This window comes from Glaciimonas sp. GG7, assembly GCF_052976905.1.
The window spans coordinates 53,726-66,491 of record NZ_JBRIIQ010000003.1; the positions used below are offsets into that span (position 1 = coordinate 53,726).

The window sequence follows — 12,766 nt, forward strand, 5'->3', positions numbered from 1 at the left end:
GGCGTTGTCAACTTTTGATAAGGACAACGCATGCAATTATTGACGATCCCTGGCGATGGAAACGCGCAACTTTCCAAATTGACGGTCAGTCTCGCCAGCACGCAGGAAGAAATACGCGAAGTGCAACGCTTGCGTTATAAAGTGTTTGTTGAAGCGTTTAGTTTGTCGGCGTTGCAAAATGCCGATGGTCTTGATACGGATGAATTTGATGCCTATTGCGATCATCTGATTGTCCGCGACAACAAAACCTTGCGCGTGGTGGGAACTTACCGCGTGATGAGTCCCGATGCCGCCCGGCGCATGGGCTCTTACTACTCCGAAAAAGAATTCGACCTGTCTCGACTTGATCAATTGCGCAGCCGTATTGCTGAGGCAGGGCGCGCCTGTATTCACCCTGATTATCGTAGTGGTAGCGTGATCATGCTGTTATGGGCCGGGCTGGCGGCGTATATGCGTCGCGAGCGTTGTGAGTATTTAGTGGGTTGCGTGAGCGTCAGCCTGGCCGACGGCGGACATAATGCAGCCGCGTTGTATCACAGCTTCAAGGATGAACATTTTGCGCCAGCCGAGTATCGGGTGACGCCGCACACGCCTTTTTCTGTGGTTGAACGTGAGGCTGGCCATGTGCCGACTATGCCGCCGCTGTTAAAAGGTTATCTGCGTAGCGGCGCATGGGTGTGCGGCGAACCGGCCTGGGATCCTGATTTTCATTCTGCCGATTTTTTCTTGCTGCTGCCATTGGCCAGACTCGATAGTCGTTATGCGCGCCATTATCGTAAAGAGATGGGGGCCGTATGAGACCGCGCGATTATTTTCTCGATAGTGGATTTTCTGGTGCCGGAACGGGGGTGAAGCGTGAGCCGATTCGCTTTCGTACGATCTGGATTTCTGATGTGCATCTTGGGACGACAGGTTGCCAGGCGGCGCGTTTGCTCGAATTTTTAAAGGCGACTGAATCGGATACGCTGTATCTGGTCGGCGATATTGTCGATGGCTGGCAACTGAAGCGGCGCTGGTATTGGGATCAGACGCATAACAATGTGGTGCAGACGGTATTGAAGAAGGCGCGCAAGGGGACTGAGGTCATTTTTGTTCCCGGCAACCATGATGAAGCGGTGCGTCAATTTATCGATTTGGACTTTGGCGGTATCAAAATTCGTGATGAGCTGGTGCATACTACGGCTAAGGGAAAGCGCTTTCTGGTACTGCATGGCGATCGGTTTGATGGCGTGATTGCTTGCGCAAAATGGCTGGCGTATGTCGGGGATAGTTTGTATACAGTGATTTTGACGTTTAATCAGTGGTTCAATAGCTGGCGTGCCCGAGTTGGTTTGCCGTATTGGTCGTTGTCTCAATATTTAAAGCTTAAAGTTAAAAACGCGGTGAATTATATTGCATCGTTTGAAGATGCATTGGCAGGAGAAGCTGCTAAAAGAGGTTTGGATGGCGTTATTTGCGGTCATATTCATAAGCCGGAAATGCGTGATATTAATGGCATTACTTATTGTAATGATGGCGATTGGGTCGAGAGTTTGTCGGCGTTGGTGGAAGATGCCAGCGGTGAACTACGACTGGTTACCTGGCAGGAAATTATGGGCAATACTCATACTGTAGTAAGTCGTGCCGTTGGGGAGCTATGCGAAGTGCCATCTTAGTTCGATGACTTTTTTGGACTGTCAGTGACGAAAAAAAACCTCGCAATGCGAGGTTTTTTTATTAGAACCTTAGTCTTATGACGGGTTGGTTTCCCAAATTTTCCACCAGGTGGTTTTCTTGGAAGGCCCGCCCTTGTAATAAATACTATCCGGGTAGTTTTTTTGCAGAACACGGGCCGCGTCGTCGCGTAATTCTGTCATGCCCAACGCATCGTATGAACGAACCATAATATAGAGTGCTTCCTGAATGGCTGGTGCGTCGCGGTATTCCTTCACTGCATTTTGAGAGCGTGTTACAGCAGCTATATAGGCGCCGCGGCGGAAGTAATAGTTGGCCACATGAACGTCATATTCGGCCATCGCATTGACCAGGTACTTCATACGTATGATGGAATCCGGTGCATAAGTGCTGTCCGGGAAGCGCTCAACAACTTGTTTAAAGGAGTCGAAAGCGTCGCGGGCTGCTTTTGGATCGCGTTCGGAGGCGTCTTCTTTCGATAGAAAATCAAAGATGCTGACCTTGTCATTGAAGTTAACCAGGCCGCGAAGGTAATACATGTAATCCACGTTTGGATGATTTGGATGTAATTTGATGAAGCGGTCAATAGACGCGAGTGCCTCAGGTTGCTCTGCCTGACGATAGTGCGCGTAGGCGATATCCATCTGTGCTTGCTGGGCGTAGGTGCCGAACGGATAGCGTGATTCGAGCTTTTCAAAAAGAGAAATCGCTTTATCGTAACCACCACTACCCATTTCTTCCTTGGCCTCCGAGTATAATTTGGGCGCAGACCAGTTTGCGGTCTCATCGACCTTGTCGGGCAGTAAGCCACATGCGGACAAAGAAAGGGCGAATGTGACAGCAGCTAGTGTGGAGATTTTTTTTTGCATGATGGTTCGTAAGAATGCGTGTAAACAATTGATGGATTATAGCCGATGGGACTTGCAGTGACGTCATTTACAAAGCCAAATTTGGCTGAAACCCCTACGGAAACAGAATTTCAGGCCGATATCGATGATAGCGAAGAAAGTGATGTAGCGGTAAATACTGCTGCGCCAATTGTGCTGACATTGTTGCCAGAGGTGTGTGGAATTCGATTGGATAAGGTTATTTCCAGCCAAATTCCCCAATATTCACGTAGTCGTATCCAGCAATGGATGGAGGCCGGTCATGTCAGCGTCGATGGCAAAGTTGCCACGACCAAGATGATTGCCTTCGGCGATGAGACGGTCATCGTCTTGCCGCAACCCGCGCCCGATGAGCACGCCTATACGCCGGAGGAAATGCAGTTGTCGGTGGTATATGAGGATGACGATATTGTCGTCATCGACAAACCGGCCGGTCTGGTAGTGCATCCTGCTGCCGGTAACTGGTCGGGCACGTTATTAAATGGCCTGCTATTTCGCTGGCCTGCATTGGGCGGGGTGCCGCGTGCGGGTATCGTACATCGGCTTGATAAAGACACCAGTGGCTTGATGGTGGTCGCCAAGACGCTGGAGTCGCAGACCGACCTGGTACGCCAACTGGCGGCGCGGACGGTCAAACGTCAATATCTGGCGCTGGTATGGGGCACGCCGCAATTGAACGGCACGATTGACGCTGCGATGGGGCGTCATCCACGCGATCGTATCAAGATGGCGGTTTCAGACAGCCCGAGCGCCAAAACAGCCGTGACCCATTATGAGCGTCTGCAAAGCGGGATATTGGATGGTCGGCCGGTTAGTCTGATGCGGTGCCGTTTGGAAACTGGTCGGACCCATCAAATTCGTGTGCATATGCTGTCGATCGGTTTTGCTTTGGTGGGCGATACGTTGTACGGCAAGCAGCACTTGATGCCAGCGTTTCCACGTCAGGCTTTGCAGGCAACCCGTCTTGGCTTGAGCCATCCGTCTACCGGCGAGGAGTGCGAATGGTTCACGCCGCTGCCGGAGGATTTTGCCAATTTGATCATGCGGGCAGGTATTTCTGCTCCTGAGTAGATGCATGGCTAAAAGGACACAAACTGTGTCCTTTTTTCTTTTCGATACTTGATGACCTCCATGAACTTCATTATTCCCGATTGGACTGGAGCACCATCTAATGTTGGTGCTTCAGTGACTAGCCGCCAAGGTGGGGTTAGTGGTTCTCCTTATGACGATGGCATTGGTGGCGGAGGCCTGAATCTGGGCGCGCACGTTGGCGACTTGTTGGCCGATGTCGAGCGCAATCGGACATTGTTGCTGCCATTTGTGCCAGTGGCGCCACTTTGGATGACGCAAGTGCACGGTGTCAATGTGGTCGATGCTGGTGAGGCTGATATTGGTGTCGAAGCGGATGCCGCCATCGCAACCCGTTCCGGGGTCGTCTGTGCGGTACTCACTGCAGATTGTTTGCCGGTATTGTTTTGCGATGTCAGCGGTCGTGTGGTTGGTGCTGCGCATGCTGGCTGGCGCGGTTTGGTGGGCGGTGTGTTGGAGCAAACGGTGTCGCGGATGCGTGCTGCTGGCGCGGGCGAGATCATGGCGTGGCTTGGTCCGGCTATCGGTGCGCAACGGTTTGAAGTGGGAGTTGACGTACTTGCGGCATTTATGACGGCTGCTGAGACGCGGCCTGGATCGGTAAGATTGCTGCGTCTGACAGAGTCGGCATTTGTTCCGATTGCCGGACATGCGGGTAAATATCTGGCGGATATTTACAGTCTGGCCCGCATCGCGTTGGGAGAGGTTGGGGTATCGCGTGTGCACGGAGGTGGCGCTTGTACTGTCAGTGATCAGCGCTTTTATTCTTATCGCCGCGATAAAGTGACTGGTCGGATGGCGTCGCTTATTTGGCTTAAATAGTTATTCTTTTTCGGTGTTGCCATCCACCGAATTTGTTCGATCTTTCTGTGCTGAAACATGCTCTTCGGAATGTATTTCCTGAGGGGAATTCTTCTCGATATCCATTCGCTTGCGTTGTTCGGCTCTTTGTCGATTTCGCTTGCGTTGCGGTGTGCCGATCAGGTATAAAACTATTGTCAAAGGAAACACTCCATACAGCAGAAATGTCATCACTCCGGCGGTTGCAGACTGTTCGGTGATCGCCATCATGAAGACGACGTAAATCCAGGCGATGGCAACAATATACATATAAAAAATTAGCCTCCAAGACAATCCGGCACACAATCGAACACCATACGCGAAATCAACGGTACCCGCATGAATACTCCAAAATTCCCTACCTTCGATCCCGCATTGCTATCGCAAGCCTCACAGCAAATGCTGGAGCAATTTTCAAAAAATTTGCCGCTCAATATGCAGCAAATGGCTGATCCAAATAAATGGCTATCATTGTTCAATCCTGGTGCAGGGCAATCCTTCGCAGCGGCTGGTTTGCCGCAAGCTGCTTTGCATGATGTGGGTGTCAAGCTCGCACCTGCCACTCTCGAAAAACTTCAAAAAGAATATACAGATCAGCTCGCAGTCTTATGGCAAGACGCGCTTGCGTCACGTATGCCAGCACTCCCGGACAAGCGTTTCAATGGCGCTGCATGGCAGGCTAATCCGCTGCATGCGTTTAATGCTGCCGTCTATTTACTCAATGGTCATTATTTGACTGAGCTCGTTGATGCGGTGGATGCTCCGGTCAAAACCAAACGCAAAATTGGTTTTGCAGTCCAGCAAATGGTGGATGCGATGTCGCCAAGCAACTTTCTGGCAACTAATCCGGTCGCACAGCAATTAATGGTCGATACCAAAGGCGAGAGCTTGTCACGCGGGATGACGCATTTGCTTGCCGATATGCAAAAACGCAAAATATCGCAGACCGATGAGGCTGCCTTTGAGATCGGCAAAGACGTTGCCACGACAGAAGGTGCGGTGGTTTTTGAGAATGCTTTATTCCAATTGATTCAATACAAGCCGTTGACCAAGACGGTGCATCAGCGGCCTTTGCTGATCATGCCGCCATGCATTAATAAGTTTTACATCATGGATTTGCAGCCGCAAAATTCGCTCGTGCGCTATGCGGTCGAACAAGGCCACACCGTCTTCCTGATGTCATGGTGCAATGCTGATGCATCGCACGCGCACACTACGTGGGATCAATACATCGAAGATGGTGGCGTGAAGGCTTTGCATGTGGTGCAAGCGATATCCGGGCAGGACAAGGTCAATGCGCTAGGGTTTTGTGTTGGCGGGACGCTATTGTCTTCGGCATTGGCAGTCATGGCCGCTCGGGGCGAAAAGCCTGTCGCCAGCCTGACCTTATTGACGGCATTACTTGATTTTACTGATACCGGTGTTCTCGATGTCTACATCGATGAAGCTCAAATCAAGATGCGTGAGCAGGCCATTGGCGCTGGCGGTTTAATGCCCGGACGTGATTTTGCTTCTGCGTTTTCCAGCTTGCGACCGAATGATCTGGTATGGAATTATGTTGAATCGAATTATCTCAAAGGCGAGGAACCGACCGCCTTCGATCTGCTCTACTGGAATGCCGATAGTACAAATTTGCCCGGTCCGATGTTTTGTTATTACCTGCGTAATTTGTATTTAAATAATTCCTTGAAGGAGCCGTGCAAACTTATCGTGGCTGGCGAGAAACTCGATCTGGGCAAGATTGCTGCGCCAACATTCATCTATGCTTCGCGTGAAGACCATATCGTTCCGTGGACGTCGGCGTATGCATCGACTACGTTACTCAATCCTAAACATGCTGAACGCAATCATTTTGTCCTTGGCGCATCGGGTCATATTGCTGGTGTGATTAATCCTCCTGTTAAAAATAAACGTAGTTACTGGACCAATGAAAAGGTTGGCGTCACTGCGCAAGACTGGATGGATGGCGCGACGGAACATCCGGGTAGCTGGTGGACGCTCTGGTCTGAGTTTTTGGCTGAGCATGGCGGTAAAAAAGTAGCCGCCCCCCGTAAACCGGGAGATACAACCTACAAGGTCATTGAGCCGGCACCAGGGCGCTATGTGAAAGTAAGGGCTGAGTAGTTGGCAGGAGCAGATTATTTTTACTATTTATATGGGTAAGTGTAATAAGCGCATTGATAGAAGATTTGTATAATTTTTGATATTCCCACCAGGAAAAGACCTTTATCGTATGACGAAGTTATAAAAAAAATTCAATAACATAGTTGTCCCCAGGGGGGATTTTAGTGATGCATTACATGCATCGTTTTTGTTAATTGAATGAGAAAGAGGAGACGAAATGATCAAACGTATTGCATATGTAACAGGTGGAATGGGTGGCATCGGTACCCCAATTTGTACTCGTCTTTGTAAAGATGGATACACCGTTGTGGCTGGCTGCGGTCCAAATTCGGCACGCAAGGACAGATGGTTGTCAGAAATGCGTAGTAAGGGTTTTGACATCCATGCGTCTGAAGGCAATGTTTCCGATTGGGAGTCGACCAAAGCGGCATTTGATAAAGTTAAAGCAGAAATCGGTGAAGTTGATATTTTGGTCAATAACGCCGGTATTACACGTGATGGTCAGTTCCGCAAAATGTCCAAGTCTGACTGGGACGCTGTTATTGATACCAATCTGAATTCATTGTTCAATGTCACTAAACAAGTCATCGACGGTATGGCCGATCGTGGGTTTGGGCGGATTATTAATATTTCGTCGGTGAATGGGCAAAAGGGGCAGTTTGGTCAAACCAATTACTCCACTGCCAAAGCCGGTATTCACGGTTTTACCATGGCATTGGCACAGGAAGTTGCTACCAAAGGCGTTACCGTGAACACAGTGTCGCCGGGTTATGTTGGTACTGATATGGTGCGTTCGATTCGTCCTGAAGTTCTGGAAAAAATCATTTCTGGTATTCCGGTCAAGCGTCTGGGTGAGCCTGAAGAAATTGCATCGATCATTGCCTGGATTGCGTCGGAAGAGGGCGGTTATGCTACCGGTTCGGATTTCTCTCTGAACGGCGGACTGCACATGGGTTAAGCAGGTGATCTGATCGCAAGATCAGACCAGGGCTGATAAAGCCGCCCGCGCTGTATGCTGTTTGAAAAATATTAGTAACGTGAGCGTCATTTAGCTCGCGTTACTAACTAATGCCACGGTGACCGTTAGCTAGTCGCTGTCTAAAAACTTTGTTAATCCCACAATTTGTCGCAATTAGCGCAATATAGTGACGTGTATTGACCGTATCGCATACGGTGCATTGCATGATGTCCGGGTGACTAATTTTACTTTTTGCTTTGAAAGCGTTAATGCGCGATGACCGGGAAATTCCTATGACTACTACAAAAAAAATTTCTGTGCGCCTGATCAAAAAATATCCAAATCGTCGCCTCTACGATACGCAAACCAGCTCTTACATTACATTGGCTGACGTAAAGCAATTAGTGCTTGATAACGAGGTTTTCGCTGTAATCGATGCGAAGAGCGATGAAGATTTGACGCGGAGTATTTTGCTACAAATTATTCTTGAAGAAGAATCGAACGGCACGCCGATGTTTTCTAGTGCTGCGTTATCTCAGATCATTCGTTACTACGGTCATGCGATGCAAGGGATGATGGGATCGTATCTGGAGAAAAATATTCAGGCGTTTATCGATATTCAAAACAAGCTGACTGAAAATTCAAAAGGTTTCTACGAGGGAAAACCTTTTAGTCCTGAGATGTGGGCGCAGTTTATGAATGTTCAGGGGCCGATGATGCAGGGGATGATGAGCAATTACATCGAGCAGAGTAAGACGCTGTTTGTGCAAATGCAGGAGAAAATGCAGAATCAAAGTAAAAATATGTTCGGTACATTCCCGTTTGTGCCACCGACACCAGAAGATAAAAAATAATAAGTCAATTTTTGGAATGGCTTCATGAAGTTAAATAATGTGTTCTGTACATTATTTTTTGTGAAGCCAACAAGCCAAACGGCATTCAAAACCACATTATTGCTACGCAGACCCATCTTCATCAATCTTAAACACGTTCTAAGCCGACCATGACAGGGGAAGGGGTACAATAGCGCCTTCGCTTTATTCCTCTTTTCTCCCCCATGTCAAATGTCACTCCAGCAGCCCCTCCGGCCGCGCCTAAAGTTGGTTTCGTCTCCCTTGGTTGCCCAAAGGCATTAGTCGATTCCGAACAAATCCTCACACAATTACGCGCTGAAGGTTATGAAACCGCGAAGTCTTACGATGGTGCCGATCTGGTCATCGTCAATACTTGCGGGTTTATCGACGCTGCGGTGCAAGAGTCACTGGACGCCATCGGTGAAGCCCTGAGCGAGAACGGCAAGGTCATTGTGACCGGCTGTTTAGGGGCTAAAAAAGATGCCGACGGCGATGATATTATTAAAAAAATCCACCCGAAGGTACTGGCTGTGACCGGTCCGCATGCCCTGACAGAGGTGATGTTTGAGGTCCATAAACATTTGCCGAAGCCGCATGCGCCATTCTTTGATCTGGTGCCAGCGCAAGGGGTCAAGCTCACTCCTAAACATTTTGCGTATCTGAAAATCTCGGAAGGTTGTAACCATCGTTGTAGTTTTTGCATTATTCCATCGATGCGTGGCGACCTTGTGTCACGGCCCATCGCCGACATCATGCTGGAAGCGGAGAATCTGTTTAAAGCTGGCGTTAAGGAATTATTAGTCATCTCGCAAGATACGAGTGCTTATGGTGTGGACGTTAAATTCCGCATGGGTTTCTGGAACGGCAAGCCGGTCAAGACCCACATGACGCAACTCGTGACGGCTTTGGGTGAGTTGGCGGCACATTACGGTGCCTGGGTCCGTCTGCATTACGTCTATCCGTATCCGCATGTTGATCAGATCATTCCGTTGATGGCTGAGGGGAAAATTCTGCCGTATTTGGATGTGCCGTTGCAGCACGCGCATCCTGATGTGTTGAAGCGGATGAAACGCCCGGCTAATGGCGAAAAGAATATTGAGCGCATTCAGGCGTGGCGCGCAATGTGCCCGGATATCACGATTCGCTCGACTTTCATCGCCGGCTTTCCTGGCGAGACCGATGCCGAATTTGAATATTTGATGGACTTCCTGAAAGAAGTTGAAATCGATCGTCTGGGTTGTTTTGCCTATTCGCCAGTTGAGGGCGCAACTGCCAATGCGCTGGATAATCCTGTCCCGGAAGAATTGCGCGAAGAGCGACGCGGTCGTGTGATGTTGTTGCAGGAAGAAATTTCCAAGAAGCGGCTGCAAGCCAAAGTCGGTAAAACCATGCGCGTATTGATCGATGCGATTGACGGCAGTGGTGGCGTTGGTCGCTCTAGCGCCGATGCGCCGGAAATCGATGGCGTGGTGTACGTCAAGCCGCCTTTCGAACCGCATAAAAAATTGGTGGTCGGCGAGTTTGTCGATGTCACGATTACCGCTTCCGACTCGCATGATCTATGGGGTGCTGCATGAGGTTGAGTAGTACTGTTTTCATGGCAGGATTACTCACGATGGTGCATGCGGGCTATACCGCACCGGTTGCCGGGGGCGCCGCTCAGCAAGCTGTAGCGGCGGGTATGAACATGCCGCCTGTCGTTGCACAGGTTGTTGACGATCTGTTTGCCAAGCCACTCGTCCTGCGCGGCACGCTAGGGGATGCGACGATTGAAATGCGTCTGCAACTGAAGCCTGATCCGACCGAGGGCCTGCAAGGGACTTATTCAGCAATCGGACAATCCGCCAAGATATTGCTGGCTGGCGAATATGACGGTAGCGACGTCATCATGGAAGAGTCGGTTAACGGCAAAGACGTATCCGGTGAGTGGTCGGGCAAGTTTGACGGCACAACTTTCAGTGGTACCTGGTCAACGACCGATGACGCTATTGCCAAGCCTTTCGTCTTGAAAGTGCAGATCGCTAAATAATCAAACATTATTTCAACCATCGAGCAACGCCCCATGACTAAAAAAACACTGCAAACAACTTTGATCCATAGTGAATATAGCGCTCCGCAGGGCTTTGGCGCTTTTCCTATGGCTATCCATCATGCGTCGACTGTTTTGTTTGAGAATGTGGCGGCAATGCGTGCGCGTGATTGGCTAGATAAAAATGCGTATAACTATGGCTTGCATGGCACCCCGACCACATTCACCTTAGAAGCGCGACTGGCTGAGATCGAGGATGGTACACATTGCCGACTCGCGCCTAGCGGTTTGGCGGCGATTACGCTGGTGGATTTTGCGTTTCTGAAAAGCGGTGACGATGTCTTGGTGCCGGATAACGTGTACGGTTCTAACCGTGTGCTGAGTAACTGGTTATCGACTAATTTTGGGATCACCTCGCGCTATTACGATCCGATGACAGGTGCTGGGATTGCGGAGTTGATCCAACCCAATACCAAACTGATCTGGACCGAAGCGCCGGGTTCTGTGTCGATGGAAGTGCCGGATATTCCCGCAATTTGCGCAGCAGCGCATGCGCGTGGCGTATTGGTGGCGATTGATAATACCTGGTCGGCAGGATTGGCTTTTCGGGCTTTTGATCACGGTGTCGATATCGTTATGCAGGCGCTGACCAAATATCAATCTGGCGGATCGGATGTCTTGATGGGCGCGGTGATTACCCGCGATCCTGCGTTGGCCAAGTTGGTAGAAATTGCTTTTAACAATCTCGGGTTGGGCGTCGGCATGGATGACGTTTATCTTGTTTTGCGTAGCTTGCCTACGATGAAACTGCGCTTCGAAGCACATGATGCGGGTGCGCGTACCGTGGCAAGTTGGTTTAAAAATCGGCCGGAAATCACCCGGATGTTGCATCCGGCTTTCCCTGATTGTCCTGGGCACGACATTTGGAAGCGTGATTTTACGGGCGCTGCTGGCTTGTTCTCTGTGTTGTTCGATAAGCGTTATAGCGAAGAGCAGACTGACCGCTTTGTGGATAGCCTGAAACTCTTCAAGATTGGTTTTAGTTGGGGTGGATCGAATAGTCTTGCGGTCCCGTATCGTATTGGTCACATGCGCAAAGACTGGCAAGACCTGGGCGTTTTGGTGCGGTTTAATATTGGATTGGAAGATACGCAGGATTTGATTGCGGATATTGAGCAGGCATTATCTCGGTTGTAATATGTGATTGTAGGTATGAAAAAGCCGACCTAAGGGTTAATGCTGTTCAGTTAATCTAGATAACCGTTCGGGCTGAGTAGCCCATAGGGCGTATCGAAGTCAGCGCTGATGCAGGTGCGCCTTCGATACGCTACGCTACTCAGTCCGAACGGTTTCTTAACTGAACGGCATTACGACCTAAGGGGCGGCTTTTTCATGCTTTCAACCTACATGCTGCAGCATATAAATAGCAGGAACACCTTCATCTATCGGATAACTCAACAAATTTTTTGATGCTTCAACCGACAGGCCATCATGCCTTTCGTAGCCAAATTTAGCCCAAAATGGAAGCGATCCCTGAACCGCGACCAGTGCGCTCCAACTAAGCCCTACACTACGTGCATATGCCAATGCCCTCGTTACTAGCGCTTGCCCAGCACATTGTCCGCGCAGGCGCGGCGTGACCGCCAGGTCATGTAAATACAGGCAGTCTGGATCTGGTGCAACGTTGAACGGTGCATTGAGCGCGGTTACCATCCCTTTGCAGGAGGGATAGCTAAACAAATAGGCTGCTGGAATGTCTTTGTATTCCAGCAGCCAGCAAGTTTGTCGGCTACTGTTGATGCGCTTCAAAAGAATCGCTTCTGGTTCCACCATCGATGGTGGATAACATTCCATTTGAATCTGTATCAAGACAGGAATGTCATCTACCGTCATAGGGCGTATCAAAAGGGCAGTCATATCGATCGTCTGCCGAAATCAGACTGGCATCGTTTTGTTGTCATTCAAATCGAGTAAGCCCTTAATCAGACGATAGGCTTTCCATAACCAGGCAATGCCCCATACCAGAAATGCCAGCGGAAGCCCGATCACCGTTAACATTAAGCCGAAGCCGATTGTCACCCATAACAGATACCACCAAAACGAGCGAATTTGCCAGATGTGATGGCTATAGACAAACGTGTTCGCAGCATCTTCGCGTTTCAGGTAGTTGATGATGAGCGGAATGAACGAAAACAGACCCAGCGATAGAACAAAGCTGAGGCCGTGGAAGAGATACAGCCACCAGGCAAGGTTTTTTAAAGAGTGCAGTTTGTTATCGAAAACTATTTCTTGTGACATCGTAGCGATCCTT

At 49.6% G+C, this 12,766-nt stretch carries 14 protein-coding genes; 10 read left to right on the forward strand and 4 right to left on the reverse strand.

The window, feature by feature from the left end:
- Window positions 1–30 precede the first annotated feature (30 nt).
- The gene (locus ACVBEF_RS01975) at window positions 31–798 is read left to right on the forward strand and encodes a GNAT family N-acetyltransferase (protein ID WP_447122263.1); all 768 of its coding nucleotides are present in this window, start codon (window positions 31–33) and stop codon (window positions 796–798) included.
- Window positions 795–1,655, forward strand: coding sequence for a UDP-2,3-diacylglucosamine diphosphatase (locus ACVBEF_RS01980; protein WP_447122264.1), 861 nt, complete (start codon window positions 795–797; stop codon window positions 1,653–1,655). The genes ACVBEF_RS01975 and ACVBEF_RS01980 overlap by 4 nt, the downstream gene beginning before the upstream one ends.
- A 75-nt stretch (window positions 1,656–1,730) precedes the next feature.
- Here the strand turns inward: ACVBEF_RS01980 and ACVBEF_RS01985 are convergent, their stop codons facing one another.
- Window positions 1,731–2,543 carry an outer membrane protein assembly factor BamD gene (locus tag ACVBEF_RS01985; RefSeq protein ID WP_447122265.1) on the reverse strand — a complete coding sequence of 271 codons (813 nt, stop codon included), beginning with the start codon at window positions 2,541–2,543 and terminating at the stop codon, window positions 1,731–1,733.
- A 45-nt stretch (window positions 2,544–2,588) separates the two neighbouring features.
- On the opposite strand from ACVBEF_RS01985, the gene ACVBEF_RS01990 reads away from it, so the two are divergent.
- The gene (locus tag ACVBEF_RS01990; RefSeq protein WP_447122266.1) at window positions 2,589–3,632 is read left to right on the forward strand and encodes an RluA family pseudouridine synthase; all 1,044 of its coding nucleotides are present in this window, start codon (window positions 2,589–2,591) and stop codon (window positions 3,630–3,632) included.
- A gap of 60 nt (window positions 3,633–3,692) precedes the next feature.
- Window positions 3,693–4,472 (forward strand): peptidoglycan editing factor PgeF, encoded by a 780-nt coding sequence (pgeF, locus tag ACVBEF_RS01995; protein ID WP_447122303.1) that lies wholly within the window; start codon window positions 3,693–3,695, stop codon window positions 4,470–4,472.
- Here the strand turns inward: pgeF and ACVBEF_RS02000 are convergent, their stop codons facing one another.
- Window positions 4,473–4,760 (reverse strand): hypothetical protein, encoded by a 288-nt coding sequence (locus ACVBEF_RS02000; protein WP_447122267.1) that lies wholly within the window; start codon window positions 4,758–4,760, stop codon window positions 4,473–4,475.
- Window positions 4,761–4,829: 69 nt separating this feature from the next.
- Here ACVBEF_RS02000 and phaC point away from each other — a divergent pair, with 69 nt between their 5' ends.
- The 6 genes from phaC (at window position 4,830) to ACVBEF_RS02030 (ending at window position 11,652) form a co-directional block, all read left to right on the forward strand.
- A complete protein-coding gene (phaC, locus tag ACVBEF_RS02005) occupies window positions 4,830–6,614 on the forward strand; it encodes a class I poly(R)-hydroxyalkanoic acid synthase (protein ID WP_447122268.1) in 1,785 nt (594 codons plus the stop codon).
- A gap of 217 nt (window positions 6,615–6,831) precedes the next feature.
- Window positions 6,832–7,572 (forward strand): 3-ketoacyl-ACP reductase, encoded by a 741-nt coding sequence (locus ACVBEF_RS02010; protein ID WP_447122269.1) that lies wholly within the window; start codon window positions 6,832–6,834, stop codon window positions 7,570–7,572.
- A 293-nt stretch (window positions 7,573–7,865) separates the two neighbouring features.
- A complete protein-coding gene (phaR, locus tag ACVBEF_RS02015) occupies window positions 7,866–8,426 on the forward strand; it encodes a polyhydroxyalkanoate synthesis repressor PhaR (RefSeq protein WP_447122304.1) in 561 nt (186 codons plus the stop codon).
- Between the two features lie 203 nt (window positions 8,427–8,629).
- Window positions 8,630–10,003, forward strand: a complete 1,374-nt coding sequence (gene rimO, locus ACVBEF_RS02020; RefSeq protein ID WP_447122270.1) for a 30S ribosomal protein S12 methylthiotransferase RimO — start codon at window positions 8,630–8,632, stop codon at window positions 10,001–10,003.
- Window positions 10,000–10,455 (forward strand): hypothetical protein, encoded by a 456-nt coding sequence (locus ACVBEF_RS02025; RefSeq protein WP_447122271.1) that lies wholly within the window; start codon window positions 10,000–10,002, stop codon window positions 10,453–10,455. The genes rimO and ACVBEF_RS02025 overlap by 4 nt, the downstream gene beginning before the upstream one ends.
- 33 nt (window positions 10,456–10,488) lie before the next feature.
- Complete coding sequence (locus ACVBEF_RS02030) at window positions 10,489–11,652, forward strand: cystathionine beta-lyase (RefSeq protein WP_447122272.1); 1,164 nt, start codon at window positions 10,489–10,491, stop codon at window positions 11,650–11,652.
- Window positions 11,653–11,853: 201 nt separating this feature from the next.
- Here ACVBEF_RS02030 and ACVBEF_RS02035 read toward each other — a convergent pair whose 3' ends face one another.
- Both ACVBEF_RS02035 and ACVBEF_RS02040 read right to left on the reverse strand, forming a co-directional pair.
- The gene (locus ACVBEF_RS02035; RefSeq protein ID WP_447122273.1) at window positions 11,854–12,372 is read right to left on the reverse strand and encodes a GNAT family N-acetyltransferase; all 519 of its coding nucleotides are present in this window, start codon (window positions 12,370–12,372) and stop codon (window positions 11,854–11,856) included.
- Window positions 12,373–12,390: 18 nt separating this feature from the next.
- Window positions 12,391–12,753, reverse strand: coding sequence for a DUF4870 family protein (locus tag ACVBEF_RS02040; protein WP_447122274.1), 363 nt, complete (start codon window positions 12,751–12,753; stop codon window positions 12,391–12,393).
- Window positions 12,754–12,766 lie beyond the last annotated feature (13 nt).

Coding starts and splice junctions, on each gene's coding strand:
- ACVBEF_RS01975 (WP_447122263.1), top strand. CDS start 31: ATGCAATTATTGACGATCCCTGGCGATGGAAACGCGCAACTTTCCAAA.
- ACVBEF_RS01980 (WP_447122264.1), top strand. CDS start 795: ATGAGACCGCGCGATTATTTTCTCGATAGTGGATTTTCTGGTGCCGGA.
- ACVBEF_RS01985 (WP_447122265.1), bottom strand. CDS start 2,543: ATGCAAAAAAAAATCTCCACACTAGCTGCTGTCACATTCGCCCTTTCT.
- ACVBEF_RS01990 (WP_447122266.1), top strand. CDS start 2,589: ATGGGACTTGCAGTGACGTCATTTACAAAGCCAAATTTGGCTGAAACC.
- pgeF (WP_447122303.1), top strand. CDS start 3,693: ATGAACTTCATTATTCCCGATTGGACTGGAGCACCATCTAATGTTGGT.
- ACVBEF_RS02000 (WP_447122267.1), bottom strand. CDS start 4,760: ATGTATATTGTTGCCATCGCCTGGATTTACGTCGTCTTCATGATGGCG.
- phaC (WP_447122268.1), top strand. CDS start 4,830: ATGAATACTCCAAAATTCCCTACCTTCGATCCCGCATTGCTATCGCAA.
- ACVBEF_RS02010 (WP_447122269.1), top strand. CDS start 6,832: ATGATCAAACGTATTGCATATGTAACAGGTGGAATGGGTGGCATCGGT.
- phaR (WP_447122304.1), top strand. CDS start 7,866: ATGACTACTACAAAAAAAATTTCTGTGCGCCTGATCAAAAAATATCCA.
- rimO (WP_447122270.1), top strand. CDS start 8,630: ATGTCAAATGTCACTCCAGCAGCCCCTCCGGCCGCGCCTAAAGTTGGT.
- ACVBEF_RS02025 (WP_447122271.1), top strand. CDS start 10,000: ATGAGGTTGAGTAGTACTGTTTTCATGGCAGGATTACTCACGATGGTG.
- ACVBEF_RS02030 (WP_447122272.1), top strand. CDS start 10,489: ATGACTAAAAAAACACTGCAAACAACTTTGATCCATAGTGAATATAGC.
- ACVBEF_RS02035 (WP_447122273.1), bottom strand. CDS start 12,372: ATGACTGCCCTTTTGATACGCCCTATGACGGTAGATGACATTCCTGTC.
- ACVBEF_RS02040 (WP_447122274.1), bottom strand. CDS start 12,753: ATGTCACAAGAAATAGTTTTCGATAACAAACTGCACTCTTTAAAAAAC.